The sequence below is a fragment of the uncultured Shewanella sp. genome, assembly GCF_947501225.1.
Taxonomy (GTDB): domain Bacteria; phylum Pseudomonadota; class Gammaproteobacteria; order Enterobacterales; family Shewanellaceae; genus Shewanella.
The window spans coordinates 16,407-42,833 of the sequence record NZ_CANMUW010000024.1 but is presented as its reverse complement, the minus strand read 5'-3'; the positions used below and the strand labels follow the sequence as shown (position 1 = coordinate 42,833).

Sequence of the window (26,427 nt, the reverse complement as noted above, 5' to 3'; positions counted from 1 at the left end):
AGTTTGATTACTTAGATTTCTGGACTACGTCCCAACCGTAACCACCATTACCAGAACGCACGAGTTTAGAGTTAGTGTATGGAATGAAGTCAAACATCAGCTGCTCACCTGGACCCACATCTTGTGGCCACTGGTACTTGAAGGTTGAGAACTTGCCGTCTAGTGGGAACCAGTACATGTAGATCAAGTCTTGATCATCATAGGTGTTTGGCGTGTAGTGCATCGCCTTACTTGGGATCTCGATGTAGTCGCCAGGACCAAATGGTTGCATACGCTCTTGAGCCCAAGTCAGACCCTGACCACTCAGACCGTAGTAACACTCCATTTCACGATGGTAGTGAGGAGCGGCAGTACCAGGAGCTACACGAACCAGACCAATTACAGTTGGTTCATCGTTAAGTTCTTTCCAGCACATACCCACTTCAGTTGCCGCTGCGCCACCTTCCGGGCATGGAATAAGGTTGTTTGGATCTTCTACACGCCAGGTTAACCAGCCCGATTCATTGGCACCTTTACCGCCGTGATCGTTCGACTTAACGCTATAGATATCTTTTTCGCCCGATTGCAGCTCTTTCAGGTACGCCATCGCTTGCTCTTGCTTACACACCATAGGCATGACCTTAGTCGGTGCGTTAATTGTCGACAGCGTAGGCTTCTCATTGTGCCATGGCTTGTCGGCAGGCTTATCGGCGGCTGTAGCGCAACCTGTGGCAAGTACTGCTGAAACTAAAAGTAGTTTTTTCATCATCATTTCCTTGTTTTACTTTAATATTATGTTGTTGCTTTTACTTTGGAGCTGACAGGCAGCTCCATATTCACATCGAGATAAATAGGCTTTGCTTATTTATGCTCATATTTAAATTTGGGGAAGTCGAAGTTGTGGCAATCCATACAGATCGCTTTCTTCGGTGTATGTTCGCCGTGGCACTCCATACATGGCGCTTCCTGGCCATAGTGCATACTGTCGTGAGGATTTTGCTTGGCATCGTGCCCCACACGTTTGGTTTGCTCCGCAAGCTCCGCCATGTCATGGCATTGCAGGCATGATTCATCGGATGGGAAGGCTTTCAGCCCCTGGTCATGACAGGATTTACAACCTGAGTCGTAGACCATCTCGTGATAATCTCTTTTTTCGCGAGCCTGAACCGACATCGCTAAACAAGCACCGAGAGTGAGCACAAGTAATGTGTTAAATTTTTTCATTTTTTTATCCTTATGCTTTCATCATTGAGCGAGCGGCAGTGACACCAAATGCCATACATTCCGGGGTTGAACATCCACCTAAGCGGCTGACGCCGTGAACACCACCGGAAACCTCGCCTGCGGCATATAGACCTGGAATTTTCTCGCCGGTTTTTGCAGCTATGACTTCTGCCTTGGCATTAATCTGAATGCCACCCTGGCAGTAGTGTACTTTTGGCCACAGACGTTGAACGATGAAGGGAGCTGTCAGATAGATGCCGGTACTCATGTTCATACGCTTGCCAAATTGGGGATCTTCACCGGCCTTGACATACTTATTCCAGTCTTCAATCTGCTTTTTCAGTGGCTTAAGTGGCACATCGAAATGCTTGGCAATAGCTTCAACGCTGTCGAACTCCCAGGCGACGTTATACTTGAGCACGTTAGCCATAGAAGGGTCTTTTTTCGCTTCGTGCTTAGGTGCGATAAGCAGTGCAGGGTTTGGCTTGCCATCTTTATCACGACGCTGAACCTCTAAGTCGGCGCGGGTTTTACGGTCTGCCGTTTCATTCATGAAGCGTTGGCCGGTGCTGCGGTCGATAGCGATAGAGTGAGGGAAGTTATAGAGCGAGAAGCCTGCACCATATCCGAATCCACCTTCATCCGGTGATGCCCAGGGGCCCGATTGAATGAAGCTTAAGTGAACCGGCATAGCGCCTTCGGCCAACATGGCAATCAGACCATCGCCCGTAGCGCCGCGAGCGTTAGTGCAGCCGACCTCGGCTCCCAGATTTGGATCCAATGCCTGACGGAAGCTAACGTTAGCGCCGAAACCACCGGTTGCAATCAATACACCCTTTTCGGCCTTAACATTGATGAGTTTGCCTGAGTCTTCGTGGCCGAAGTGGTAGCCCTTTCGAACCTGAATGCCCAGTACCGTACCGTCTTTTGCTGTGATAAGGTGCTCGAACTTATGGCGGATCTTGGTTTTTACGCCATAGCTTCTTGCAGTCTTAAGCATTGGGCGGATAAAGCCCGCACCGCTGCGTTCCACCACCTGATGGCTGCGGGTTGCACTGGTTCCGCCGGTGTTGATGATATGGTCGCGATAGACACAGCCACAGTCTTTGGTGAGCTGATAGATATAGGGTCCCAGTTCGGCGCTGTGTCTTAACAGCTCTTCACTGGCATATCCACGGCCCGACTTAAGTTGATCCTGAACCATGAGCTCAGCACTGTCTTCGATGCCCAGCTGTTTCTGCAGATCGGTATTGGCAAAACAGGCCTGTCCGGCGTTCAGTGTGCTGTTACCGCCATAGACGCCGAGCTTCTCGAATATGACGATATCTTTAGCGCCTAGCTTGCCAGCCTCGACGGCTGCTGCCAGCCCGGCAAAACCGGAACCAACGATGATGATCTCATGCTCTTCATCCCATTTTATGTCAGATGAATTTGCGCTGACGGTGAGGGGAGCCAAGGCGCCAGCGGCCGCGGCTCCTGCACCTAGTTTTAAAAAAGAACGTCTTGTTTGCATATTGTTATCTCCGGTTAACTTGGGATTACAATATGCTCGAGCGGCCTGTTCAAATATGCGCAAAATCACACTTTGGATTTGGGAAGAAAGTTTTTTGTGGTGATGTTCAAGAAAATGTTTCTTTTAAGTATCAAATTAGTAAGAGCGCAATAATATAGATGTTTATATAGTATTTAAAGGTTATTTGTAATGCATTGTCCCAGCAGTCATTGTGATGCGGTAAGGTGTAATCAACTACTCGACGTCGCTGAAAATCTGATTGATAAACAGGGGGTTGTGTCTTTCAGGTTCGCGCAGATAGCAAAGGGAGCTGAGTGCTCGACTAATACTCTTTATAAATATTTTGAGTCTAAGGAAGATGTGTTGGTTTGTTTATTTCTAAGGAATACAACATCGACTCAAATACCTGTTTTTATAAAAGAACACCCTGAGCTTGATATTTACCAGCGAGCCGTGCTGCCTATTTTATTTACTTTCGAAGTTGTTAAACGTAGCCCAATATTTAATATTTTGAGAGTTGTATCAATAAATAGTATGTTTTGGCAGATGGCGAGCCCTGAAAAAATTGAAGTGCTCCGTAATCGGGTTAATTTGTTCTGGAGCTGTATTCGGGTTCCCCTGGAAGATGCTGTTAATTCCGGTGAGTTGGAGGCCTCCGAACTCGATATTCGAGATCTTACACAGTCACTCTACTTTTTTCTCGGTGGAGCGGCCTCTACCTACGAGAGTCGGTTAATGGATGAGAAGTATTTCACCGCAGACGAGGAGACCAGTCTGCGGCACATCAGCCGCCTGATGAATCGATATCAGTGGCAGCGGCCGATCACTATGGAGATGATGCAGGATATGCGATTGCGCATCAGTGAATTTCTGGATAAGAGCAAGAGTAAGATTCGAACCTGTGAAACCTGCTTAGGTATAGGCAAACAGCTGACCTGCAGAGACAATACGTAGGGCGAATAGCGCTCTGCTTAGGGCGTTGATAGCCCCTGGAGTTAGGGGAGTATATCCTCATTCTTATTTCTGTGAGAGTCGGTGACAAGCCCCATTCCACTTGACTTTATTGCCTTGCATCCATACGCTGCTTATTCAGTAATCAAGGTGGTAAGCAATGCAAATAACTTATAATTTAAAACCTGCGTTAGAGCGCCGTACTGAGCAGTTCGAGCCTGAAACAGATGTGGGCTTCGGTAACCTCAGAACCGATCATATGTTTTTAATGGATTATCGCGACGGACAGTGGTGTGATCCAAGAGTCGTCCCCTACGGGCCATTTGAAGTTGCACCCGGTGCAATTGCCCTGCATTACGGTCAGTCCGTGTTTGAAGGCGCGAAAGCCTTCATGCATGAAGACGGTGAAATTTACACCTTTCGTTTAGATAAGAATGCAGAGCGACTCAATCGATCTGCCGATATCCTCTGTATTCCCGGGCTCTCTGAGGCGATGCAGCTGGAAGCTATCAATGCCTTGATCGATGTCGACAGACTCTGGTTCCCGATGCAGGAGGGGGCTTGCCTCTATATTCGTCCCTTTATCTTTGCTACCGAAGACAGGCTGTCTGTCAGTCCCAGTGAACAATATACCTTCTGTGTGATGTTGAGTCCGAGTGGCCCCTATTACTCTGATGGATTCGATAAGGCGATTCGCCTGCTGATCAGCGAGCGATTTCACCGCGCGGTATCCGGTGGTACTGGAGCCTCTAAGGCTGCAGGTAACTATGCGGCATCGTTGAAGGCAGGTAAGGCTGCTGCCGAGTATGGCGCCGCACAGGTACTTTACCTCGATGCCAGCAACAAGCAGATCGAAGAGGTTGGTGCCATGAATCACTTTCATATTCTGAAAGATGGCACGGTGATCATTCCAAGCTTTACCGATACAATTCTTAAATCCATCACCTCACAATCCATCCTAGAGTTGGGTGAGCACCTTGGCTGTGAAGTGCGACAGGAGACGGTGATGCTGGACAAGTTTATCGCCGATATCGAATCCGGTGAGATCATCGAGGCCGGTGGATTTGGTACTGCCGCGGTTGTATCTCCTGTGGGGTCATATATCTTCGAAGATAATCGGGTAGTTATTGTGGGTGATGGTCATGTTGGTAAACATACTCGTCGTCTGTATCAGGTACTCACGGATATACAGAAGGGGAAAATCGAAGGCCCGGAGGGGTGGGTGCAACATGTAGCACGAGTGGCGCCATAAGTTATCCCGTAAGTCAGAAGGCGCTCAACGGCGCCTTTTTTGTGTCTGTTGCTTTATCATCGAAAGAGAAGAAGGGCTTATCACATTAATCGAAAGGAGAAGGTGGGAGCATGGCAGATAAGTTAGTCCGGCCAGATAAAATATTGGTGAGTTCATGTCTGCTCGGAGAAAGGGTGCGCTACGATGGCGGTGATAATGAGCTGTTACATCCCCTGCTTCTGCAGTGGAAACGAGAGGGGCGATTAATCAGTTTTTGTCCTGAGTGCGCAGGCGGTTTAAGCACTCCCAGGGCGCCCGCTGAGCGCGTTGGAAGTCGGGTGCTAACGAAAGAGGGAGTGGATGTGACCCCTCAGTTTATTGATGGTGCGGATCAGGCCGTCGAGCTTGCTAAAGCTGCGGGTGTTAAGGTGGCGATTCTCAAGGCGAGAAGTCCCTCCTGTGGTTCTGGGGCTATCTATGACGGGAATTTCGCTAAGCGACTCATCGAGGGGAATGGAGTTACAACAGACGCTCTCACTGCGGCTGGGGTTAAGGTGTTCTGTGAAGATGAGTTAGAGGAGCTGGCCAGATTTTTAAAAGAGGATTAAGTGCCTGAATCACTGGGACAGGCACTATATCGTTAAGACCTGTCTTCTTTGGCTACGCCATTTTTTAGCATCACCTGATGTATCAGTTCATCCTTCTCTTCCCACAGTTGGTTTAGCCAGCGTTGGAATTCGACACGGTACTGCCCCTCGGATAGATAGCGTTTATTATCGACTTGGGGCACCGGCAATACCTCAATTTTTACCGTGATCTTCTTGATTTTACCGTGCATCACCTCAGAGAGGGGATCCGATTTTGCGTCCGGATAGACTAAGGTCACATTGAGCAGGTTAGTAAATTGTTCGCCCATGGCCGACAAGGTGAAGGCGATGCCGCCCGCCTTGGGGCGAAGCAGGTAACGGTAAGGTGAATCCTGGCGCAGGCGCTTCTCTTCGGTGAAACGGCTGCCCTCAACATAATTGATAATTGAGGTGGGGATGCTTTTAAACTTCTCACAGGCCCGTCGCGTCGTGGCCAGATCTTTACCCTTAAGCTTAGGGTTTTTCTTGAGCTTAGCTGGACTGGTTCTGCTCATAAATGGCATATCCAGCGCCCAGCAGCCCAAGCCAAGCATAGGGACGTAGAGGAGCTCTCGCTTAAGAAAAAACTTCAGCATAGGAATATGGTTGCGCAGTACATAGGTTTGTACCGCAATGTCGAAACCGCTGAGGTGGTTACTGATCAATAGGTACCAGCCATGTTTGTCCAGCTTCTCCAGCCCTTCAATGTCCCACTCGATATCGGCCAGCAGGAATAGTATTCCGCCATTGCAGGTGGCCCAGGCCCACATAAACTTATTCATGATCTGAGTGAGGAAGTTGCGTCCGGCAGTGAATGGAAGGATGAGCTTGATGAGCCCCCCTAAGCTGATCAAAGCCGCCCAGATTGTCGTGTTGATGACGAGCAGGATTGAGCTGATGAAATATAGCACTGAGCCGGGAAGAAAATTCAACATCTTGCTAGGACACCTTCTGAGTTGCAGCGTGTTGTTGGGCGAGTTGTTCGAGTCTTTGATCTTTTTCCAGCCATATATGGTTGAGTTTTTCCTGAAATGAGATCTTAAATTCTCTATCTTTCATATAATCACCACGCATCTCCTCAGCTATCTCAGAGACTCTTATATGCACGTGAACCTCTTCAACCTGCCCGCTGATATAGTCCCAATAACTAGGCACTTTCTCAGGGTAATAGATTGAAACATCGACCAACTTATGAATATGTTCCCCCATCGCCGATAAAGCGAAGGCGAGTCCGCCGGCCCTGGGTTTCAGCAGGTGTGAGAATTGAGAGTTCTGTTTCTTATGTTTATGTGCCTTGAAACGGGTACCCTCTACAAAGTTCATCACGCTGACCGGTGTGGACTTAAATTTTGCGCAAGCCCTCTTTGTTACCTCGATATCTTTCCCCCTAAGCTTGGGGTTTTTCCTCAGTTGGGCCGTGCTATAGCGGCGCATAAATGGAAAGTCGAGAGCCCACCAGGCCAAGCCCAGAAATGGCACGAAGATCAGCTCCTTCTTCAAAAAGAATTTCAGGAAAGGGATCTTACGGTTCAATACCCGTTGCAGTATTAAGATGTCGACCCAGGATTGGTGGTTGGCGATCACCATATACCACTCTTTGGGAGAGAGCTCGGCATCACTGTGAAGATGGACGCGTACAGGGTGAAAGATACGCTCTATTACGCCGTTTACTGTGATCCAGGCCGTAGCGCAGCTATCTAACATTGAGGAGCTGGCCGTTCGTGTCGCAGCGATAGGGATGAGTTTAATCGGGCTTAGAATGACGATGGGTAACACCCAGAAAAGGGTATTTATGACGTAGCATGCGAATGCCAGACAGCCTCTGATTGATGAAAAAACTCCGCCCACTTAAGATCCCCCGATAAAAATTGGAGACCTATACTACTAGCAGTAGGACATTTGCTCAATCTTGATGTGTCCTAACGCCAAAATATTCACATTTTCTTATGAATTCTTCAGGAAAATACCCACATTTTGCTGTAATTGTGAAAATACCGAATTTGTTGCTTGCAGGGGAGTTGACTAAGCTTATTATTGTAATGATTATCATTGCTACTTTGCCGGCAGCCTAAAGATGTCGACAGGAAAGAGGGGCATTATGAAGCCAGTAGTTCTACTTTGTCTGCTTTACCTGTTTTGTTTTCAGGTGAAAGCCAAGACCGATGTGGTATTTTTTAATCCGGGAAAAGCGCAAGAAAGCTTTTGGGGTGATGTTGATAAAGCAATGGTTGAGGCGGCAAACTTATTTGATTTGAAGCTTGAAATTTTTCACGCTAACCGAGATCGTCTTTTGATGATAGATCAGGTTAATGCCTTGGTACGATCAAAAAAACTGCCTAAGTATGTTGTACTGGTTAGCGAAGAGGCTAGCGCTTCGAAAATGCTTAAATCATTTTACGGTCTGCCTGTGTATGTGGCCTTGATGCTTAACGATATCAGTAAGGAGGAGAGGGCATTGCTTATGGAAGATCCCCATTGGCAGCAATTCCTCCTGCCTGCGGTGGTGCCTGATAACTACTCTATTGGCCAGGCTTCAGCGTTAGCCTTAGCTGAAGCCATCGGCTCAGAACCCGCCGAAGTCATATGCATCTCAGGCGATACCCTGACCCCTGCATCGGTAAATAGGACCTCAGGTGCAACTGATTTTTTGAGCTCACAACCTCATTTGACTTTGCATCAGGTTGTTTACGCCCATTGGCGAGAAGATTCGGCCTACTGGCTGACACTAAAGATGCTTCAACGTTACCCTAACTTGACCGGTATCTGGACAGCGAATGATCATATGGCTTTTGGGGTATTACGGGCGCTGGAGGAGCAAGGCGTTATTGCCGGGAAGGACATTTTCATCAGTACCGTCAATACCTCAGAAAAAGTATTGCGTTTGCGCCAGCAGGGCAAGATAGCAGCGCTAGGCGGAGGCCACTTTCTTGCAGGGGCGGTGGTCATGGATAAAATTGCCAAGCACCGACACGGCGATCAATACAGTGCTAGCCCCCCATTCCCCCTGTTTAGTTTACTGGAGCCCGGAAGCGAATATTTCAAGGCTTTGCTCAGTCGAGATTGGAGAGCAATTATAAGTCATAAACTCTGCCTGTCTGATCCCGATGAAAACCTCGGTTGTGGTGCCACTGTAGGGGCAAAATAGGGAAGCTTGATGACTCGGATTTCACTGCTTATTCATTGGGATTAGTAAGCCGATTTGAGGCTGTTTAATAACCTGTCCATGGCCCGGTAACCCAGTGCTTGAGCTATATGACTGCGATCGACTCCTTTACTGGCCTGCAGGTCGGCGATGGTGCGAGCCACGCGCTGCAGCCGGTGATAGCTCCTCACCGACAAGCCCAGTTTGTTGACACTCTGCTCGAGAAATACCAGGTCTGTTTGCTCGAAGCCACCTGTCTGCTGCAACTGTTTACCACTCAATTCACTGTTGAGTTTACCCGCCCTACTGAGTTGGATCTCACGGGCACTCTTTACCCGCTTCGCTATCGACTCACTGGTTTCTCCACCATCGGCCTTTTGAGTCAGGGCTCCGGCGGGCAGTTTAGGTACCTCTATGGTCAGATCGAATCTATCTAAAAATGGTCCGGACAGGCGTGACAGGTATCTCAGTATCTGATCTTGCGTCGCTCTGGCATTATCCACATCTCCACAAGGGCTGGGGTTCATCGCCGCAACGAGTTGGAATCGACTGGAGAAGGTCAGCTTGGCAGCGGCGCGGGAGATGACGACCTCGCCGGTCTCCATCGGCTCACGCAGGCAATCGAGTACCCGACGTGGAAATTCGACCACCTCGTCTAAGAAGAGGACTCCCCTATGAGCCAGAGAGATCTCTCCGGGCTTTGGGTTGCTGCCACCTCCTACCAGGGAGATAGACGAGCTGGTATGGTGTGGGTTGCGAAATGGACGCTTATAAAATTGTCCGGGGGCGAGTGAGATACCGGCCACTGAGTGTAGCGCCGCAACCTCCAGCGCCTCTTCATAGGTAAGTGGTGGTAACAGCTGCATCATCCGGCTGGCTAACATGCTTTTCCCCGTTCCCGGAGGGCCCAGAAGGAGCAGGTTGTGATTGCCTGCGGCCGCAATTTCTAAACCCAGCTTGGCCTGATACTGGCCTATCACTTCACTCATGCAGCTTGTTTGCGGCTGTTCCTCTGTTTCTATCCACTCGAGTTCGGTCTGTATTCCCGGCAGTGGACACTGTCCATGCAGATATTCGCTCAAGGTTTGCAGATGAGAGGCGAAGTGCGCCTTATGATATCCCACCAGTTCCGCATCAGGTCTGTTATCAAGGGGGATCACCAGTGTGGTCCCCTGTTTTCGGGCATCGACAATGACGGGTAAAAGGCCATGGCAGTGACGTATATGACCCGAGAGTGCCAGCTCGCCTACAAACTCATGATCTTTCAGTGAGTTTTTAGGGACCTGCTTTGATGCGGCAAGAATACCTATGGCGATGGGCAGATCATATCTTCCCCCTTGCTTGGGGAGATCGGCCGGAGCCAGGTTGACTGTGATACGGCGCATGGGGAACTCGAAGCCGGCATTGATGATCGCGCTGCGGACCCGCTCCTTGGCTTCCTTGACCGAGGTTTCGGGAAGCCCGACAAGATTGAAGGCCGGTAGACCATTACTGAGGTGAACCTCTACCGTAACCGAGGGAGCCTCGACTCCTTTGCTGGCACGGGTGGCGACACAGGCGATTGCCATAAACAAATCCTTTTGTTTAGTTTAATTGTTTTATCAGTGTATTAGCTTGCTGTATTGAGTGTAGCAGGAGATTGGTGATTTCGACTGGCAGTGTCGGAATTGAGGGGGAGGGAATTGATATATTGCTATTCCGGAGATCTTGTTAGATAAAGTCTCACTATAATTAAAACCTAAATTTCACAACACAAAATGATGGTGATGAGATGATTCGCTGTGATATTCATGATTACATCGAGATTGCCTGCCTGTACAGGATTGAGCTCTTGCTGACCTTGCGTTCGGGAGAGGAGGTTGTGGGTGTGGCGAAGACGACCTGTATCGATGATCATAGGAAGGAGTGTATCGTTATAGAAAGTGGCGGCGAATCCGTTTCGATCGTGCTCGATAGCATTAAGAGGATGACGGCCGTTACTGAAAATCCCCATTTTAACAGCGTGAATATCAGTTGATTGTATTATGCTTCACTATCCCTCCAATTAATGCCTTATAGGCTATTACCATACAGCGAGACGATTAAAAAAAAGGCTTTCTACTTTATGGCGCACATTTTGAGATGCAGTTGCAAACCAATTGTTATTCCATATAACTAATCGCTCTTACAGCGAGATGTATTATTCAGTGATTGAGTTAAGATCATTATTCGGCAATTTCTTCATTATTTTAAGAGCAACAATATGCGTTATGAAGTTTGGGAACAGCTCAGGGTAGAAGCTGAGGCTCTGGTACAACAAGAACCCCTCCTGGCCAGTCATGTGTATACCTCGATTCTCAACCATGAGTGTCTGGGTTCGGCATTAAGCTTTGTTGTTGCTAATAAGCTCTCCGATGGCGTGGTATCCCCCTTCACCTTCCGTGAACTCTTCGATAAAGCTTTTATTCATTGTGATGAGATGTTGACGAATGTGGCGACCGACATTAAGGCGGTAAAAGATCGTGATCCTGCAGTGAGCAGTTACTTGACCGTGATGCTCAACCTCAAAGGCTTTCAGGCGATACAGGTTCACCGCTTGGCTCACTGCCTGTGGCAGCAGGACAGAAGAGAGTTAGCTCAATTTATTCAGAGCCGCAATTCTGAGGTGTTTGGTGTCGATATCCACCCGGCCTGTAAGATAGGCACGGGGATCATGTTTGACCATGCCACCGGCATCGTCATCGGCGAGACGGCCGTGATAGAAGATAATGTCTCCTTGCTGCAGTCGGTCACGCTTGGCGGCACGGGTAATCAGCAGGGCGATCGTCATCCTAAGATCCGAAAAGGTGTCATGATAGGTGCCGGGGCTAAGGTATTGGGCAATATCGAAGTGGGTCAGGGCGCAAAAGTGGGCGCGGGCTCAGTAGTTTTAACCGATGTGGCTCCCCACACGACCGTGGTTGGCGTACCCGCTAAGGTGGTAGGTAAACCCGTATCAGAGTGCCCGGCCGAGACGATGGAGCAGAACTTCCTCGACTCAACGGCGGTGGCTTAAACTTATCCTTAACAGAGATTTGGTTTCATGGGTTGATAGAGCCGTTATCAGCCCATATGGGGCGTAAATATCTGTAAATTATCTTCATTCTTCTTCGCATGATACATAGCGATATCGGCGCTCTTCATTAAACTCTTGCGATTATCTCCATCTCTGGGGTACTCGGCGATGCCAATGCTGACGCCTATGATTAATGAATGTTTTCCGCAACTGATATCTTTGAGCAACTCCTGCTGAATCGTTTTCGCTACGGTAAGCGCGTCGCTATCCTGAGCGTGGGGAAGTACCACTGTGAGCTCGTCCCCTCCCAGCCTAGCCGCAAGGGCGCCGGTTGGAATGATTTTGTTTATCCTTTGCGCCACGATCTGCAGAACATGATCGCCTTCGGCATGACCGAATGTGTCGTTAACCATCTTGAAGTCATTGAGATCCATCATCAGGCAGCAAAACTTTTGGTCGCTGATGGCGATCAACCTATCCAGCTCTTCATAAAACAGGCTGCGGTTGGGCAGACCCGTTAATTGATCGTGATGGGCCTGATAATGTTTTGCCTTAATCGTTTGTTGCAGGGTTAATATGGTTTCCCGGCTCATCTTTGTGATGATAAACACGAACATACCGCCACCACAGAATATGGTGGCGACTATCATCTCCAGTGTGCCGATTTCACGGTTAATAAGCATCCAGATATATCCCAGATACCCCAGGATAAACATAAAGATCAGATTAAGCAGCAGTAGCCAGCCTTTATGTTGATGATCGGGGATGTTACACATCTGATGCGTAGGAAACAGGGAGGCACACAGCCCCGTTAACCCCGATAAAACCAGGAATATAGCAAAAATATTCATAGGCAGTTTATATATGATTCATAATCAATCTATTAACAGATGGGGTGTTTGCTAATAAGTATAGATGAGCAAATCATTTCTGATGCCCGGCTCGGTGAGCTCGCGTGTATTTGCTTATCAACTGTGGGAGTCAGTCGTTATTCCTGGCATTTAGCCTGAGCTCATGCAGGTGCTGTTCGAGGAGTTTTTCCAGCTCTCCGCTCTGATTAAGTTGTTTGACCTTTTCATTGAATAGATTCTGAATTAGCCCGGCCGCAGCGGACCTGCGTGATATCAGCATATGAAAGGGCTCGGGTTTGAGATTTGGCACTGTACTCCTTCCGAGAAGACGTTCAAACCGGTGAAGGTTATTAAGGGCTAAGGTGCCGGCCAGAGTTTCTTTACGGGCCAAAAAGAAGCGACAGCGCTTTTTTTCCAGCATGGTAGGTAGGCTTGATATCTCATTGATCTCATAGAGCTTGGTTAGGTTTATCCAGCCGAAATTAACATAGTTGAACCCTTTAATGCCGCAAATGTTCCCGTGACTTTCCAGTTCCGATAGTGCCTGTATATCCAGCCCGTCAGGGAAGTCTGTTCTGAGATAGAAGTAGCTGGGATTGAGATAATAATAGGCGTCAGAGTGAAAATACTCTTTAGCTCGTTGAGGGTTGAGGGAGGCGCTCATCACGGCATCGATTATTCCTTCACTGGCCTCTTTCAGACACCGGCGCCACGGCAGGGCTACCACCTTGTACTCGATACCCGATGGCTCGAAAACGAGCTTGAGAAGATCGACATCATAACCGGCCGACTCTCCTTTCTCTCCATCGATTCGTTTGAAGTAATTGAAGGGGGGGAACTCAGTATCCTCTACGCAAAACTTCAGCCTAGGCAGCACCTCACTCTGCTCCGCCGCCGATGGTGCCGTGAGCATTGAAAATAAGAGAGCAAACACCAAACTGTAAGGTCTTAAGGTCATTAGTAATATTCTGCCGAACGCCGTTGATACTGAGTATAGCAAAGGCTATACGTTTGGTTTGATTAACCGAGCTCAGGCGCTGTTAAGTGAACTGTTCATGATATGCACTATTTTTTGAGGGGATAGGGCTTATTGAGTGAGATGTTAAATCGAGCTCAGGCTATCTCACTAAAGTACCTTAAGAAATGCGGCCACTATGGGATCCTCTAACCTCTTATTTCTGCAGCAGCAGCCTAACTCGAAGGGCGGAATGGCTATGGGGCTCGGGATTATCTGAATTCTGTCTCTGACCGGGCTGTTGCTGATCACGACTTCGGGAGTGATACTGACCCCACAGCCGAGTGCAACCATAGAAGCGATGGCCTCCTGTCCCGAGACCTGGGCGTAGATGTTGGGAGATAACCCGAGTTGTTTAAACCAGTTGTCGGTTCTATGTCTTCCCGGTCCGTGTTCGGGGACGATAAAGGGAAGGCGATCCCAGGGGATATAGGATTCAGTCAATAACTCCTGTACCTGACAGCGAAAAGTCGGGGCGATAATGACCAGGGGGATATCATCTATCTTGGCGAAGTGCAGAGTGTCGGGAAAAGGATCCGGCAGTGCCGCAATGGCGATATCCGCGCTGTTATTTTTCACCTCCCTGACGGCGTTGGCCGCATCGCCCGTGGTCAGTGCTATCTCGACCAGTGGGTGTTCGCGCCTGAATCTATCGAGTAATCCGGGCAGGTGGCTGTAGGCGGCGGTTACTGAGCAGTAGAGATTGAGCCTGCCTCTTAGCAGATCTTGTTTGGGATCAATCTTGGTTTTCAGCTTGGTCCAGTGATCCAGCGTCTGTTCGGCAAAGTGACGATACTCTACACCGGCACTGGTTAGAGCGACACTGCGATTATCCCTTTGAAAAAGTTTGGCCCCCACCTCATCCTCAAGCCTCTGCATCGCCCGGCTCAGGGTCGATGGACTGACATGCATAGCCTGAGCGGTGCGGGAGAAGTGCAGACTCTCAGTCAGGTGCAGGTATAGCTTGATGGTCTTTATATCCAAAACTGAACTCCTTAGATTCATGACAAAGACTAAAAAGCTTCCTCCTAATCGAGGAAACAGAGTCTGGCCGATAGCCGTCTTATGTTGCATAAAATGCAATACTATGTCCCGAATATATCATTTTCAGCAATTGAAATCATGCGCTATAGTGATCTCAATCACCGCTCAGGCAAGATGAGATGAGCGACTTTTCTAAATTCGATACAGAAGGTGGTATATCAGATGGCTAACTATTTTAACTCTCTGAATTTGCGTCAACAACTCGCACAACTGGCTCAGTGCCGTTTCATGGAACGCAGCGAATTTAGTGAAGGTTGTGACTTCATCAAGGGCTGGAATATCGTCATTTTAGGTTGTGGCGCCCAAGGCCTGAACCAAGGTTTGAACATGCGCGACTCTGGTCTGAATATCGCCTATGCCCTCAGGGCTCAGGCTATCGAAGAGAAACGCGCCTCTTATCAAAAGGCTACCGGTAACGGCTTTCGGGTCGGTACTATCGAAGAGTTGATCCCTGATGCTGATCTCGTGCTTAACCTGACGCCGGATAAGCAGCATACCGATGCAGTAAATACCGTGATGCCGCTGATGAAGCAGGGTGCGACCCTGTCCTACTCTCACGGTTTCAACATCGTCGAAGAGGGGATGCAGGTTCGTGATGACATCACTGTCATCATGGTTGCTCCTAAGTGTCCGGGTACCGAGGTTCGTGAAGAGTATAAGCGTGGATTCGGTGTGCCAACTCTGATTGCGGTTCACCCTGAGAATGATCCTAAAGGCGATGGTTTCGAGATTGCGAAAGCCTATGCCAGTGCGACAGGTGGTGACAGGGCTGGTGTGCTTCACTCATCGTTTATCGCCGAAGTTAAGTCTGACCTTATGGGTGAGCAAACGATTCTTTGCGGCATGCTGCAAACCGGTGCAATCCTTGGTTACGAGAAGATGATTGCCGATGGCGTTGAGCCCGGATATGCAGCTAAGTTGATTCAGCAGGGCTGGGAGACAACGACCGAGGCGCTCAAGCATGGCGGTATCACCAACATGATGGATCGCCTCTCTAATCCGGCCAAGATCAGGGCGTTCGAGATGGCCGAAGAGCTTAAGGGTATTCTTGCTCCTCTGTTCGAGAAGCATATGGACGACATCATATCCGGTGAGTTCTCAAAGACTATGATGGAAGATTGGGCAAATGATGATGCCAACCTTCTTAAGTGGCGTAAGGAGACCGGTGAAACGGCTTTTGAGAATGCACCTCAAAGTGATGAGAGCATCGATGAGCAGACCTATTTCGATAAAGGGATCTTCCTGGTTGCCATGATCAAAGCCGGTGTTGAGCTTGCGTTCGATACTATGGTCGCCTCCGGCATCATCGAAGAGTCGGCTTATTATGAGTCACTACATGAGACGCCACTGATTGCGAACACGATTGCCCGCAAGCGCCTCTATGAGATGAATATCGTTATCTCAGATACGGCAGAGTATGGCTGTTACCTGTTTAACCATGCCGCCCTGCCTTTACTGCGTGACTACGTTAACGGCATGTCTCCAGAGGTGTTAGGTGCCGGTCTGAGCGACAGTGGCAACGGCGTCGATAATCAACGCCTGATCGAAGTCAATGCTGCGATTCGTGGCACGGGCGTCGAGAAAATTGGCGCCGAACTGCGTGGTTACATGACAGAGATGCAGCGCATCGTCGAAGAGAAGTAATATTTTTTTATGGTGATTGGCCCGGTCATTTGCCGGGTCAGTCGGCAAAGCTAAGTCATAGAAAGCATAAAGTTTAACCATTGAAGTAAAAGATAATTTCTAATGAAAGGCTGGTTAGCCAACACATTTGAGCGAACAACTTTTTGGTTATCGCTTAACAGAGATAAATGGTTTGTTTCTTGTGGGTGAAAAGGTTTTTGTTGTGTTTTTTATTGGCTTTGTGGTATTGATTAATAACTCTTCACTGGTGAAGAGACAGAATTTTAGCAAACTAATCAGGAAACAGGTCAAGCATGTTTAACCAAGTAGCCCTACTCATTATTGAGATTATTACCGTCGTGATTATTAGATCACAGCGGGGGCTACGCACGGCGCATCGACCAACCTAACCAGGTAAAAGATTGCAACTAACCCCCCGCTCCGAAAGGACCGGGGGGTTTTTCGTTTAGGGCCCAGAATAATCTAGTAAAACGCTGAGTTAGACAGGGCTCTACCCTTAAAAACACAGACTTACAGTGAGTTTCAATGAGTACTCACCTGAGGTCGAGAAACAGAGAGAGTGGCAGATGGAGCAAGGGCAGATGAAGCAGGGGCAGATGATGAGAGGCGCTGACGCGGTCATCAAGGTATTAGCGGCTCACGGTGTCACCAACATATTTGGTTACCCGGGTGGTGCCATCATGCCTATTTACGATGCCCTCTATGGTGCGCCGGTAGAGCATCTGCTGAGTCGTCATGAGCAGGGCGCGGCGTTTGCCGCCCTGGGTTATGCCCGCGCCAGCGGTAAGACCGGGGTCTGTTTTGCAACCTCCGGGCCCGGTGCCACAAATTTGGTGACGTCACTTGCCGATGCTCTACTCGATTCTGTCCCCCTGGTTGCTATTACCGGTCAGGTTTCCACGGCAGTGATCGGTACCGATGCCTTCCAGGAGATCGATGTTCTGGGGATGTCGCTGTCGTGCACTAAGCATAGTTTCATGGTCACCGAGATGGATGAGCTGATCCCGACTCTGTATAAGGCGTTCGAAGTTGCCGCTTCGGGGCGTCCCGGTCCGGTATTGGTCGATATTCCCAAAGATATCCAGATAGGTATGCTCGAGTACAGGACGCCGCTGCAGGCGCGTACTCCCGAGCCCGAGTTTGATGCAGAAAAGATTGATGCGGCACTCTCTCTGCTCAGGCAAGCCAGGCAGCCAATGCTCTATGTTGGTGGTGGCGTCGGAATGGCCGGAGCCGTCGATCCGTTAAGGGCGTTTATCGACGCCACTGGCGTGCCTTCGGTTGCAACCCTCAAAGGTTTGGGCTCGATCAAGCATGACACTCCCGGTTACTTAGGTATGTTAGGCATGCATGGCTCTAAGGCGGCGAACATTGCCGTTCAGGAGTGCGATCTGCTAATCGTTGTCGGTGCACGTTTCGATGACCGTGTTACCGGACGCCTGGCCTCATTTGCCGAGCACGCCAAGGTGATCCATCTCGATATCGATGCCGCAGAGCTGGGCAAGCTGCGTCTTGCGGATGTCGCCATCGCCGGCGACCTTCGTCAGATCTTACCGGCCATGTGCACATCGCTTGAGATAGCCCCCTGGCAGAGTGAAGTCGCTAAGCTTAAGCGTGAGCATAGCTGGAACTACGACAGGCCCGGCGAGCTCATCTTCGCCCCTGCCATGTTGAATCGTTTAGCCGATAAGTTACCCGAAGATAGTGTGGTGTGCTGCGATGTGGGTCAGCACCAGATGTGGGTGGCGCAACATATGTGGTTCCGTAAACCAGAAGACCACCTCTCCAGTGCGGGACTTGGCACCATGGGGTTCGGCTTACCCGCCGCCATCGGTGCCAAGGTCTCCCGTCCCGACGCAACCGTGGTTGCCGTATCCGGAGATGGCTCATTTATGATGAATGTGCAGGAGCTGACCACTATCAAGCGGCGTAAGTTACCGGTCAAAATCTTACTCATAGATAACCAAAAACTGGGCATGGTAAAGCAGTGGCAGCAGCTCTTCTTCGAGGAGAGATATAGCGAGACCGACCTCTCCGATAATCCCGATTTTGTCACCCTGGCATCGGCGTTCGATATTCCCGGTCGAACCATCACTACAACAGATCAGGTTGAAGCGGCGCTGGAACACCTGATCAATTGTGAAGGGCCTTATCTGCTGCATGTGCGGATTGATGATGCGCATAACGTATGGCCACTCGTTCCACCCGGGGCTTCGAATCGCGACATGATGGAGGAGATGGATAAATCGACATGATGACGTTATCGACTACAAGCAAGGCCATATTTAAGACTGACATGACGGAGAAGCAGAGATGATCAACACATTAACCTTAACCCTTGCTCAGCGCCCTGAGGTGTTAGAGCGCGTACTCAGAGTCGTGCGCCATCGTGGTTTCAGAGTCACCGGGATGAATATGCAATCAGGTGACTCTAAGAATGCCAGTCTGGATATGCTGGTCGAGGGAGAGCGTGCGATTGAGCTGCTCACCACTCAGCTGGAGAAACTTATCGATGTTATCGAGTGCCGGGTGCTAACCATGGAGGCGATAAGGCCGGAAAAAGTTGCCAGTTAGTCGCTTTTGAAAGACAAGATAAATTAACACGTTGTAGTTGCTAAAGAGATTGAGAGAGATTGAGGGAAGAGATATGACCGCAAAGAGAGCTGAGTTCATTTGGTTTAATGGTGAAGTAATGCCCTGGGCTGATGCCAAGGTGCATGTTATGTCTCACGGCTTGCATTATGGTTCATCTGTCTTCGAGGGGATCCGTGTCTATGATACTCACCTGGGGCCGGCAGGATTTCGTTTGACCGATCATGTTCAGCGTCTGTTCGACTCGGCTAAAATCTACCGTATGCCAATCCCTTACACTTTTGATGAGGCGATGCAGGCTTGTTGTGATAGTGTGCTGAAGAATGATCTGAGGAGCGCATATATACGTCCTCTGGCCTTCTATGGCGATATCGGAATGGGGATCACTCCTCCCAAAGATGCCGTTTGTGATTTGATGGTGGCGGCATTCCCCTGGGGAGCCTATTTAGGTGAAGACAGCATGGAGGCCGGGGTCGATGTAGCGGTTAGCTCCTGGAACCGACTGGCACCCAATACCATACCAACGGGTGCCAAGGCCGGAGGAAACTACCTGTCATCGATACAGATATCGACAGAAGCTAAGCGTAACGGTTTTCATGAGGGGATAGCCTTGGATATCAATGGCCTGGTCAGCGAAGGAGCCGGTGCTAACCTGTTTGTGGTCAAGAAGGGAAAGATATACACGCCACCGGCCACGGCCGCTATCCTGATGGGGCTGACCCGGGATAGCATCATCACCCTGGCACGGGATCTGGGTTATGAGGTCGTGGAGGAGCCGATCTCCCGTGAGTTTCTCTATCTTGCCGATGAGATATTTATGACGGGGACCGCGGCCGAAATCGTGCCGGTACGCAGCGTCGATCGTATCGATATCGGTTGTGGTAAACGTGGCGTCGTGACGAAGGAGGTTCAGGACTGCTTCTTCGGCCTGTTTACCGGCGAGACGAAGGATAAGTGGGGCTGGTTGGAAGTGTTGTAAAAGAAGGTTCCAGGAGTGAGAACCTGGAATCCGGAAAAGCAAAGAATAGAGATGCCTGAGAGTTTATGCTCTAGGGTTTAAAGAAATTAATTAGAAGGTTGAATTGGTTGCTCCTCCTAGGAACTAGGAACCAGTAACTCGAACCTTCCTCAAAAGGACAATCGCAATGCCAAAATTACGTTCAGCTACCAGTACCGAAGGTCGTAACATGGCCGGAGCCCGCGCATTATGGCGTGCAACCGGTGTGAAAGAGAATGATTTCGGAAAGCCGATTATTGCGATTGCTAACTCCTTCACTCAGTTTGTTCCCGGTCATGTCCACCTTAAAGATATGGGCTCATTGGTGGCTGGTGCCATCGAAGAGGCGGGCGGTATAGCTAAGGAGTTCAACACTATTGCCGTCGATGATGGTATCGCCATGGGGCACGGCGGTATGCTCTATAGCTTGCCTTCCCGTGAGCTTATCTCAGACAGTGTAGAGTATATGGTGAATGCTCACTGCGCCGATGCGCTGGTCTGTATCTCGAACTGTGACAAGATCACCCCCGGCATGATGATGGCGGCACTGCGGCTCAACATTCCGGTGATCTTCGTCTCCGGCGGGCCGATGGAAGCGGGCAAGACTAAGTTATCGGATAAGCTCATCAAGCTGGATCTGGTCGATGCCATGGTTGCCGGCGCCGATGACAGGGTCTCGGATGAGGAGAGCGAACAGATCGAACGTAGTGCCTGCCCGACCTGTGGTTCATGTTCGGGTATGTTTACCGCCAACTCGATGAACTGCTTGACCGAGGCCTTAGGTTTATCGTTACCCGGTAACGGTTCAATGTTGGCGACCCATGCCGATCGTCGTGAACTATTTTTGGAGGCGGGGCGTCGCATCATGGATCTGACGACCCGCTACTATAAGCATGATGATGAGTCTGCACTGCCACGTAATATAGCCAACTTCAAAGCGTTCGAAAATGCCATGACTCTCGATATTGCCATGGGCGGCTCGAGTAATACCGTATTGCACCTTCTGGCGGGGGCGCAGGAGGCCGAAGTCGACTTCACCATGGAAGATATCGATAGATTATCCCGCAAGGTTCCACACCTTTGTAAGGTAGCGCCTTCTACACCCGAATATCATATGGAAGACGTTCATCGTGCCGGTGGTGTGATGGGGATTTTGGGGGAGCTAGACAGGGCCGGTCTGATCCATAGCGATGCACACCATGTGGCGGGGGCTAGCTTGAAAGAGGTACTGGCTAAGTGGGATATTGTCCAGAACAGCGAGAAGGAGGTACACAGGTTCTTCTCGGCAGGGCCTGCCGGCATCCCGACGACTATGGCTTTCAGCCAGGCGTGTCGCTGGGATAGTGTCGATGATGATCGTGAGGGGGGATGTATCCGTAAGCGTGAGTTTGCCTTCAGTCAGGAGGGGGGCCTTGCGGTGCTCTCGGGTAATATTGCCGTGGATGGCTGTATCGTTAAGACGGCGGGCGTAGATGAAGAAAATCATACCTTTACCGGTTCGGCCCGGGTCTATGAGAGTCAGGACGACGCGGTTGCCGGCATCTTAGGTGGTGAAGTCGTTGCCGGAGATGTGGTGGTTATTCGCTATGAGGGGCCTAAAGGGGGGCCGGGTATGCAGGAGATGCTCTATCCGACCAGTTATCTTAAGTCTCGCGGTCTGGGTAAGGCGTGCGCACTCATTACCGATGGCCGTTTCTCCGGTGGTACTTCGGGGCTGTCTATCGGTCATGTGTCACCGGAAGCCGCATCCGGCGGTACCATAGGGCTGGTGGAAACAGGCGACAGAATTGAGATCGATATTCCGGCCCGCTCAATCAAGTTGGCCATCAGTGATGATGAACTGGCTAGCCGCCGCGCCGCGATGGATGCCAGAGGTAAGCAAGCCTGGAAGCCGCTCAATCGTGAGCGCTCTGTTTCCATGGCTCTGAAGGCTTATGCCATGCTCGCAACCAGTGCCGATAAGGGCGCGGTGCGAGACACAAGTAAGCTGGAGGATTGATATGCTGGCTCTAGCCTCCAAAGAGAAATTAGATTTAGCCCACTATTATCTGCAGAAGATACTGCTCTCTTCTGTCTATGATGTGGCTAAGGTGACGCCGTTATCGAGCCTGAATAAACTCTCGGCCAGACTCGGCTGTCAGGTGTTCCTTAAGCGTGAAGATATGCAACCGGTTCACTCCTTTAAGTTGCGGGGAGCCTATAACAAGATCTCCGAGCTGACGGCACCTGAGTGCCGACGCGGGGTGGTATGCGCCTCGGCCGGAAACCATGCTCAGGGCGTGGCCATGTCGGCGGTGGCGCGTGGGATAAGTGCCGTTATCGTGATGCCGGAAACGACACCGGATATCAAGGTCGATGCGGTGCGCCGCCTCGGTGGAGAGGTACTGCTACACGGTCAGGCCTTCGATCAGGCCAATGCTCATGCTCAAGAGCTCGCCGAGACGGAGGGGCGCATCTATGTCGCTCCCTTCGATGATGAGGCCGTGATTGCTGGTCAGGGCACGGTGGCTCAGGAGATGTTGCAGCAGCAGCGGGATCTTGAGATGGTCTTCGTTCCCGTTGGTGGCGGAGGCTTGATTGCCGGTATTGCCGCTTACTATAAGGCGGTGATGCCCCAAGTTAAAATTATCGGTGTCGAGCCGGAAGACTCCGCCTGTCTGAAGATGGCGCTGGAGGCCGACGAGCGGGTTGTTCTGCCACAGGTCGGTTTGTTTGCAGACGGTGTTGCCGTTAAGCAGATCGGTGATGAGCCGTTCAGACTCGCCCGTGAATATGTCGATGATGTGGTCACAGTGAGTTCCGATGAGATCTGCGCCGCGGTTAAGGATATCTTCGAAGATACCCGAGCCATAGCCGAACCCGCAGGGGCGCTCTCTCTTGCCGGGCTGAAGAAGTATATGGGCGATGAGGGTAAGGGGGAGAAGGTCGCGGCTATTCTCAGTGGCGCCAACGTTAACTTCCATAGTTTGCGTTATGTTTCCGAACGGTGCGAACTCGGTGAGCAGAAAGAGGCTATCCTGGCGGTTAAGGTACCGGAACGTCCCGGCATCTTCCTGCGGTTCTGCGAGCTGCTGAATAAACGGGTAATGACCGAGTTTAACTACCGCTTCAGCAGCCGTGATAAGGCCGTTGTGTTTGCCGGTATTCGTCTGTCGGGCGGGAAATCTGAACTCGATGAGATCATAACCACTCTTGAGGGGGATGGCTTCGAGGTGCAGGACCTCTCCCACGATGAGACGGCAAAGCTGCACGTCAGGTATATGGTTGGTGGTCATCCGCCGGAGAAGCTCGATGAGCGTCTGTTCAGTTTCGAGTTCCCCGAGCATCCGGGGGCACTGTTTAAGTTTTTGACAACTCTGCAGAGCAAGTGGAATATCAGCCTGTTTCACTACCGTAATCACGGCGCGGCCTATGGGCGTGTTCTGGCGGGGTTTGAGGTGCCGGAGTGTGACAACCTGGCTTTTCAGCAGTTCTTAACTGAGCTTGGTTTCGTCTATCAGGAGGAGACATCCAGCCCGGCTTATAAGCTCTTCCTGGATAATAGAGAGTAGGATAATAGAGATTCAGAGCAACAGGCTGATGATACAGAGGACGCTAGTGCGTCCTTTTTTATGTTATTGTGATTTTTAAAACACTAGTTTAAATTTATTGAGAGCACAGCTGGCTGTTAGCCTTAAGTCCAGTTGTACTCATAAAAGCAAAAAAATAAGATGCCATGAGGCACACAGATGTCAATATTTATTCATATAACTAATTAATACGTAGGGAGTTAGTGTCGACACTATCAGTCAGATGCTGAATCTTAACCCCCTTATCTCTCAGAGAAGGCCTTACCGAGGAAAGAAGATGTTAGTTGCACCCTATATCGATGCGTTTAATCCCCCACGTAGAACCTTGATGGGTCCGGGTCCGTCGGATGTTTACCCGGAGGTGCTTGCCGCTCAGTCCCGTCCAACTATAGGACACTTAGATCCCCTGTTTGTCGGCATGATGGATGAGCTTAAGGAGCTGATCCAGTATGCGTTCCAGACGACCAATGAGATGACCCTTGCCGTCTCGGCGCCGGGCTCCGCCGGTATGGAAACTTGCTTCGTCAATCTGGTTGAAGCGGGTGAGAAGGTGATTGTTTGCCGTAATGGTGTATTCGGTGAGCGGATGCGTCAGAATGTCGAGCGTGTCGGCGCCGTTGCCGTTGTGGTCGACAACGAGTGGGGGGAGCCGGTAAACCCTGAGGATGTGGAGGCGGCGCTGAAGGCGCATCCGGATGCCAAGTTTTTAGCCTTTGTTCATGCGGAGACCTCGACCGGTGCGCTATCCGATGCAAAGGCCCTGTGCGGCCTGGCCAAACAACATGATTGTCTTTCTATCGTCGATGCGGTGACATCACTGGGCGGCGTCGAACTGAGAGTCGATGAGTGGGGCATAGATGCCATCTATTCCGGTAGTCAGAAGTGCCTCTCCTGCGTGCCCGGTCTGTCACCGGTCTCCTTCTCTCCCGCAGCGGTAGAGAAGCTAAAGGCCCGTAAAACGCCGGTGCAGAGCTGGTTCCTGGATCAGACTCTGGTGATGGGATACTGGAGCGGCGGCGCATCCGGTGGTAAACGAAGCTATCACCATACGGCTCCTGTAAATGCGCTCTACGCCCTGCATGAGTCACTGCGCCTGTTGGCTAACGAAGGCTTAGAGGCGGCTTGGCAGCGCCATGCAGATATGCACCGGGTGTTGCGTCAGGGGCTGGAAGGGCTGGGTCTTAAGTTTGTGGTTGATGAAGCATCACGCCTGCCTCAGCTCAATGCGGTCTATATACCCGAGGGGATCGATGATGGAGCCGTGCGTGCACAACTGTTAGAGAGCTATAACCTGGAGATCGGCGCTGGCTTAGGTGCGTTGGCCGGTAAGGCATGGCGTATCGGTCTGATGGGATTCGGTGCCCGTCGCGAAAATGTCGCCTTGTGCCTGAAAGCGCTGGAAGATGTATTGAACTAATTCCTGATTTTGTTTGAATATCAGATGGTAAACAGAAGCAGTATTGAAGTAATTCAATGCTGCTTTTTCTTTTATCGGTAGGAACATAGTCTATCCTTAAATTGATAACGGATAATAAAACGGGCCATGGATATGAGAATGACGCTGCAGTTTTTAGGGGCGACGCAAGAGGTCACCGGCTCTTGCCATCTGCTGGAGGTTGATGGCCGGCAACTGCTTTTAGACTGTGGACTTATTCAGGGGGGGAAGGCTGATCAGTTACGTAACCACGAGCCATTTCTGTTCGATCCCAAAACAATCGATGCCGTCGTGTTAAGTCATGCACATATCGACCATTCCGGTCGTCTTCCGCTACTGGTTAAATCTGGGTTCTCCGGCCCTATCTACACCCATAAGGCCACCGCAGAGTTATGTGCCATCATGCTGAAAGACGCGGCAATGCTTCAGCGCCGTGACGCTGAAAGGCTGAATAAGAAGCGGGCCAAGCAGGAGATGGAGCCTATCGAGCCACTCTTCATTGAGGAGGATGTCGATAGGGCCATGGCTCAGTTTGTGTTACTGGATTATGGTGAGGTGGCCCGGGTCATTCCCCATGTCGACATAAGCCTCTCAGATGCCGGCCATATATTGGGTTCGGCGATAGTTGAGCTCTTCTTAGGCGAGGGGGCAGAGCAAAAAAAACTGGTCTTCAGTGGTGACCTGGGTCGGGCGGGCATGCCCTTATTGAACGACCCCTGTTTAATCGACAGTGCCGATCTGGTGATGATGGAGAGCACTTACGGTAACCGTGTGCATCGTAGCTGGGAAGATACGATCGAAGAGCTTAAACAGATCTTCTCAAAGGCTATCAGTGAGAGTCGTGGCAATATTTTGCTGCCTGCGTTCTCGGTGGGACGCGCTCAGGAGTTGTTATACCTGTTTCACCTATATGCCAGGGAGTGGGATCTGTCGCGATGGGAGATCTGCCTCGACAGTCCCATGGCGATAGAGGCAACCCGGGTTTATCTGAATAACTATCCCTTGATGGATGATGATTTTAAACGCTTCACCCGTATGCATCCGGGACAGCACCCGCTGCTATCCAATGTGGAGTTTATTCTCAGTACCGATGAGTCGATGAGACTCAATGAAGTACACAAGGGGCTCATCATCATTGCCGGCAGTGGTATGTGTAATGGTGGACGTATCCGGTGTCATCTGGAGCACAACCTTTGGCGGCCTGAGTGTGATGTGATCATCTGTGGGTATCAGGCCATCAGTACACCGGGGCGGGCAATCGTCGATGGTGTCGATGAGATCACTATTCACGGCAAGAGCATAGATGTGAAGGCGACCATACATACGGTTGGCGGACTCTCTGCCCATGCGGATCAGGCCGAGTTGATACGTTGGTATAGTCACTTTAAAGACAGGCCGCCACTGGTCTTGATACATGGTGAGCCGGAGGCGCAAAATGGTCTGGTCGATAAGTTGAACCTGAGCCGCAGTATCTGTCCCGATGCCCTCGCTATCGCCACCTATGGCGATAAACTCGATCTTAGCGGTTTACCCGAGCTGATATGGGTAACGCCTTGAATTTACCCCGCTCCCTGACGATA

General features: G+C 50.4%; 23 protein-coding genes and 1 pseudogene. 15 read left to right on the top strand and 9 right to left on the bottom strand.

The window, feature by feature from the left end; all coding sequences use genetic code 11:
- Positions 1 to 7 precede the first annotated feature (7 nt).
- From Q1B47_RS20695 to Q1B47_RS20685, 3 genes are all read right to left on the bottom strand, one after another.
- On the bottom strand, positions 8 to 745 hold the full coding sequence (locus Q1B47_RS20695; RefSeq protein WP_299798293.1) for a cupin domain-containing protein: 738 nt from the start codon (positions 743 to 745) through the stop codon (positions 8 to 10).
- Between the two features lie 95 nt (positions 746 to 840).
- On the bottom strand, positions 841 to 1,203 hold the full coding sequence (locus Q1B47_RS20690) for a cytochrome c3 family protein (RefSeq protein WP_299798290.1): 363 nt from the start codon (positions 1,201 to 1,203) through the stop codon (positions 841 to 843).
- A gap of 10 nt (positions 1,204 to 1,213) precedes the next feature.
- Positions 1,214 to 2,716, bottom strand: coding sequence for a flavocytochrome c (locus Q1B47_RS20685; protein ID WP_299798287.1), 1,503 nt, complete (start codon positions 2,714 to 2,716; stop codon positions 1,214 to 1,216).
- A gap of 189 nt (positions 2,717 to 2,905) precedes the next feature.
- Here Q1B47_RS20685 and Q1B47_RS20680 point away from each other — a divergent pair.
- From Q1B47_RS20680 to Q1B47_RS20665, 4 genes and pseudogenes are all read left to right on the top strand, one after another.
- A pseudogene (locus Q1B47_RS20680) lies at positions 2,906 to 3,070 on the top strand (TetR/AcrR family transcriptional regulator); the annotation flags it as partial.
- A gap of 180 nt (positions 3,071 to 3,250) precedes the next feature.
- Complete coding sequence (locus Q1B47_RS20675; protein ID WP_299798352.1) at positions 3,251 to 3,670, top strand: hypothetical protein; 420 nt, start codon at positions 3,251 to 3,253, stop codon at positions 3,668 to 3,670.
- A gap of 157 nt (positions 3,671 to 3,827) precedes the next feature.
- Positions 3,828 to 4,919, top strand: coding sequence for a branched-chain amino acid aminotransferase (locus Q1B47_RS20670; RefSeq protein ID WP_299798284.1), 1,092 nt, complete (start codon positions 3,828 to 3,830; stop codon positions 4,917 to 4,919).
- A 110-nt stretch (positions 4,920 to 5,029) separates the two neighbouring features.
- Positions 5,030 to 5,506, top strand: coding sequence for a DUF523 domain-containing protein (locus tag Q1B47_RS20665; protein WP_299798281.1), 477 nt, complete (start codon positions 5,030 to 5,032; stop codon positions 5,504 to 5,506).
- Between the two features lie 32 nt (positions 5,507 to 5,538).
- Here Q1B47_RS20665 and Q1B47_RS20660 read toward each other — a convergent pair whose 3' ends face one another.
- Together Q1B47_RS20660 and Q1B47_RS20655 are read right to left on the bottom strand one after the other, a co-directional pair.
- Complete coding sequence (locus Q1B47_RS20660; RefSeq protein WP_299798278.1) at positions 5,539 to 6,459, bottom strand: acyltransferase; 921 nt, start codon at positions 6,457 to 6,459, stop codon at positions 5,539 to 5,541.
- A 4-nt stretch (positions 6,460 to 6,463) separates the two neighbouring features.
- A complete protein-coding gene (locus tag Q1B47_RS20655; protein WP_299798276.1) occupies positions 6,464 to 7,372 on the bottom strand; it encodes an acyltransferase in 909 nt (302 codons plus the stop codon).
- A 250-nt stretch (positions 7,373 to 7,622) separates the two neighbouring features.
- Between Q1B47_RS20655 and Q1B47_RS20650 the strand changes: the two genes are divergently transcribed.
- A complete protein-coding gene (locus tag Q1B47_RS20650) occupies positions 7,623 to 8,669 on the top strand; it encodes an ABC transporter substrate-binding protein (protein WP_299798273.1) in 1,047 nt (348 codons plus the stop codon).
- A gap of 41 nt (positions 8,670 to 8,710) precedes the next feature.
- On the opposite strand, the gene Q1B47_RS20645 is transcribed toward Q1B47_RS20650, so the two are convergent.
- Complete coding sequence (locus Q1B47_RS20645) at positions 8,711 to 10,234, bottom strand: YifB family Mg chelatase-like AAA ATPase (protein ID WP_299798270.1); 1,524 nt, start codon at positions 10,232 to 10,234, stop codon at positions 8,711 to 8,713.
- A gap of 203 nt (positions 10,235 to 10,437) precedes the next feature.
- On the opposite strand from Q1B47_RS20645, the gene Q1B47_RS20640 reads away from it, so the two are divergent.
- Both Q1B47_RS20640 and cysE read left to right on the top strand, forming a co-directional pair.
- Positions 10,438 to 10,683: a Rho-binding antiterminator gene (locus Q1B47_RS20640; protein WP_299798267.1), complete on the top strand. Its 246-nt coding sequence runs from the start codon at positions 10,438 to 10,440 to the stop codon at positions 10,681 to 10,683.
- Between the two features lie 225 nt (positions 10,684 to 10,908).
- Positions 10,909 to 11,700 (top strand): serine O-acetyltransferase, encoded by a 792-nt coding sequence (cysE, locus tag Q1B47_RS20635; RefSeq protein WP_299798264.1) that lies wholly within the window; start codon positions 10,909 to 10,911, stop codon positions 11,698 to 11,700.
- Positions 11,701 to 11,747: 47 nt separating this feature from the next.
- Here the strand turns inward: cysE and Q1B47_RS20630 are convergent, their stop codons facing one another.
- From Q1B47_RS20630 to ilvY, 3 genes are all read right to left on the bottom strand, one after another.
- A complete protein-coding gene (locus tag Q1B47_RS20630) occupies positions 11,748 to 12,551 on the bottom strand; it encodes a GGDEF domain-containing protein (protein WP_299798261.1) in 804 nt (267 codons plus the stop codon).
- A gap of 130 nt (positions 12,552 to 12,681) precedes the next feature.
- Positions 12,682 to 13,509, bottom strand: coding sequence for an ABC transporter substrate-binding protein (locus Q1B47_RS20625; RefSeq protein WP_299798258.1), 828 nt, complete (start codon positions 13,507 to 13,509; stop codon positions 12,682 to 12,684).
- Positions 13,510 to 13,677: 168 nt separating this feature from the next.
- Complete coding sequence (gene ilvY / locus Q1B47_RS20620) at positions 13,678 to 14,550, bottom strand: HTH-type transcriptional activator IlvY (protein WP_299798255.1); 873 nt, start codon at positions 14,548 to 14,550, stop codon at positions 13,678 to 13,680.
- Between the two features lie 222 nt (positions 14,551 to 14,772).
- On the opposite strand from ilvY, the gene ilvC reads away from it, so the two are divergent.
- The 8 genes from ilvC (at position 14,773) to Q1B47_RS20580 (ending at position 26,404) form a co-directional block, all read left to right on the top strand.
- Complete coding sequence (ilvC, locus tag Q1B47_RS20615) at positions 14,773 to 16,254, top strand: ketol-acid reductoisomerase (RefSeq protein ID WP_299798252.1); 1,482 nt, start codon at positions 14,773 to 14,775, stop codon at positions 16,252 to 16,254.
- Between the two features lie 581 nt (positions 16,255 to 16,835).
- Positions 16,836 to 18,509 (top strand): acetolactate synthase 2 catalytic subunit, encoded by a 1,674-nt coding sequence (gene ilvG / locus Q1B47_RS20610; protein WP_299798349.1) that lies wholly within the window; start codon positions 16,836 to 16,838, stop codon positions 18,507 to 18,509.
- Positions 18,510 to 18,567: 58 nt separating this feature from the next.
- Positions 18,568 to 18,828 carry an acetolactate synthase 2 small subunit gene (gene ilvM, locus Q1B47_RS20605; RefSeq protein ID WP_299798249.1) on the top strand — a complete coding sequence of 87 codons (261 nt, stop codon included), beginning with the start codon at positions 18,568 to 18,570 and terminating at the stop codon, positions 18,826 to 18,828.
- Positions 18,829 to 18,901: 73 nt separating this feature from the next.
- The gene (locus Q1B47_RS20600) at positions 18,902 to 19,825 is read left to right on the top strand and encodes a branched-chain amino acid transaminase (protein WP_299798246.1); all 924 of its coding nucleotides are present in this window, start codon (positions 18,902 to 18,904) and stop codon (positions 19,823 to 19,825) included.
- 166 nt (positions 19,826 to 19,991) lie between these two features.
- Positions 19,992 to 21,842 carry a dihydroxy-acid dehydratase gene (ilvD, locus tag Q1B47_RS20595; protein WP_299798243.1) on the top strand — a complete coding sequence of 617 codons (1,851 nt, stop codon included), beginning with the start codon at positions 19,992 to 19,994 and terminating at the stop codon, positions 21,840 to 21,842.
- Position 21,843: 1 nt separating this feature from the next.
- Positions 21,844 to 23,394 carry a threonine ammonia-lyase, biosynthetic gene (gene ilvA, locus Q1B47_RS20590; protein ID WP_299798240.1) on the top strand — a complete coding sequence of 517 codons (1,551 nt, stop codon included), beginning with the start codon at positions 21,844 to 21,846 and terminating at the stop codon, positions 23,392 to 23,394.
- A 295-nt stretch (positions 23,395 to 23,689) separates the two neighbouring features.
- Positions 23,690 to 24,829: an alanine--glyoxylate aminotransferase family protein gene (locus Q1B47_RS20585; protein WP_299798236.1), complete on the top strand. Its 1,140-nt coding sequence runs from the start codon at positions 23,690 to 23,692 to the stop codon at positions 24,827 to 24,829.
- Between the two features lie 132 nt (positions 24,830 to 24,961).
- On the top strand, positions 24,962 to 26,404 hold the full coding sequence (locus Q1B47_RS20580; RefSeq protein WP_299798346.1) for an MBL fold metallo-hydrolase: 1,443 nt from the start codon (positions 24,962 to 24,964) through the stop codon (positions 26,402 to 26,404).
- Positions 26,405 to 26,427: the final 23 nt, after the last annotated feature.

Bases quoted from the DNA above. Each gene is read 5' to 3' on its own strand.
- Q1B47_RS20670 (WP_299798284.1), top strand. From the start codon at position 3,828: ATGCAAATAACTTATAATTTAAAACCTGCGTTAGAGCGCCGTACTGAG.
- ilvM (WP_299798249.1), top strand. From the start codon at position 18,568: ATGATCAACACATTAACCTTAACCCTTGCTCAGCGCCCTGAGGTGTTA.
- ilvD (WP_299798243.1), top strand. From the start codon at position 19,992: ATGCCAAAATTACGTTCAGCTACCAGTACCGAAGGTCGTAACATGGCC.
- Q1B47_RS20685 (WP_299798287.1), bottom strand. From the start codon at position 2,716: ATGCAAACAAGACGTTCTTTTTTAAAACTAGGTGCAGGAGCCGCGGCC.
- ilvG (WP_299798349.1), top strand. From the start codon at position 16,836: ATGAAGCAGGGGCAGATGATGAGAGGCGCTGACGCGGTCATCAAGGTA.
- Q1B47_RS20665 (WP_299798281.1), top strand. From the start codon at position 5,030: ATGGCAGATAAGTTAGTCCGGCCAGATAAAATATTGGTGAGTTCATGT.
- Q1B47_RS20660 (WP_299798278.1), bottom strand. From the start codon at position 6,459: ATGTTGAATTTTCTTCCCGGCTCAGTGCTATATTTCATCAGCTCAATC.
- cysE (WP_299798264.1), top strand. From the start codon at position 10,909: ATGCGTTATGAAGTTTGGGAACAGCTCAGGGTAGAAGCTGAGGCTCTG.
- Q1B47_RS20690 (WP_299798290.1), bottom strand. From the start codon at position 1,203: ATGAAAAAATTTAACACATTACTTGTGCTCACTCTCGGTGCTTGTTTA.
- Q1B47_RS20645 (WP_299798270.1), bottom strand. From the start codon at position 10,234: ATGGCAATCGCCTGTGTCGCCACCCGTGCCAGCAAAGGAGTCGAGGCT.
- Q1B47_RS20580 (WP_299798346.1), top strand. From the start codon at position 24,962: ATGAGAATGACGCTGCAGTTTTTAGGGGCGACGCAAGAGGTCACCGGC.
- Q1B47_RS20675 (WP_299798352.1), top strand. From the start codon at position 3,251: ATGTTTTGGCAGATGGCGAGCCCTGAAAAAATTGAAGTGCTCCGTAAT.
- Q1B47_RS20600 (WP_299798246.1), top strand. From the start codon at position 18,902: ATGACCGCAAAGAGAGCTGAGTTCATTTGGTTTAATGGTGAAGTAATG.
- Q1B47_RS20695 (WP_299798293.1), bottom strand. From the start codon at position 745: ATGAAAAAACTACTTTTAGTTTCAGCAGTACTTGCCACAGGTTGCGCT.
- ilvA (WP_299798240.1), top strand. From the start codon at position 21,844: ATGCTGGCTCTAGCCTCCAAAGAGAAATTAGATTTAGCCCACTATTAT.
- Q1B47_RS20625 (WP_299798258.1), bottom strand. From the start codon at position 13,509: ATGACCTTAAGACCTTACAGTTTGGTGTTTGCTCTCTTATTTTCAATG.
- Q1B47_RS20585 (WP_299798236.1), top strand. From the start codon at position 23,690: ATGTTAGTTGCACCCTATATCGATGCGTTTAATCCCCCACGTAGAACC.
- ilvC (WP_299798252.1), top strand. From the start codon at position 14,773: ATGGCTAACTATTTTAACTCTCTGAATTTGCGTCAACAACTCGCACAA.
- Q1B47_RS20650 (WP_299798273.1), top strand. From the start codon at position 7,623: ATGAAGCCAGTAGTTCTACTTTGTCTGCTTTACCTGTTTTGTTTTCAG.
- Q1B47_RS20640 (WP_299798267.1), top strand. From the start codon at position 10,438: ATGATTCGCTGTGATATTCATGATTACATCGAGATTGCCTGCCTGTAC.
- Q1B47_RS20630 (WP_299798261.1), bottom strand. From the start codon at position 12,551: ATGAATATTTTTGCTATATTCCTGGTTTTATCGGGGTTAACGGGGCTG.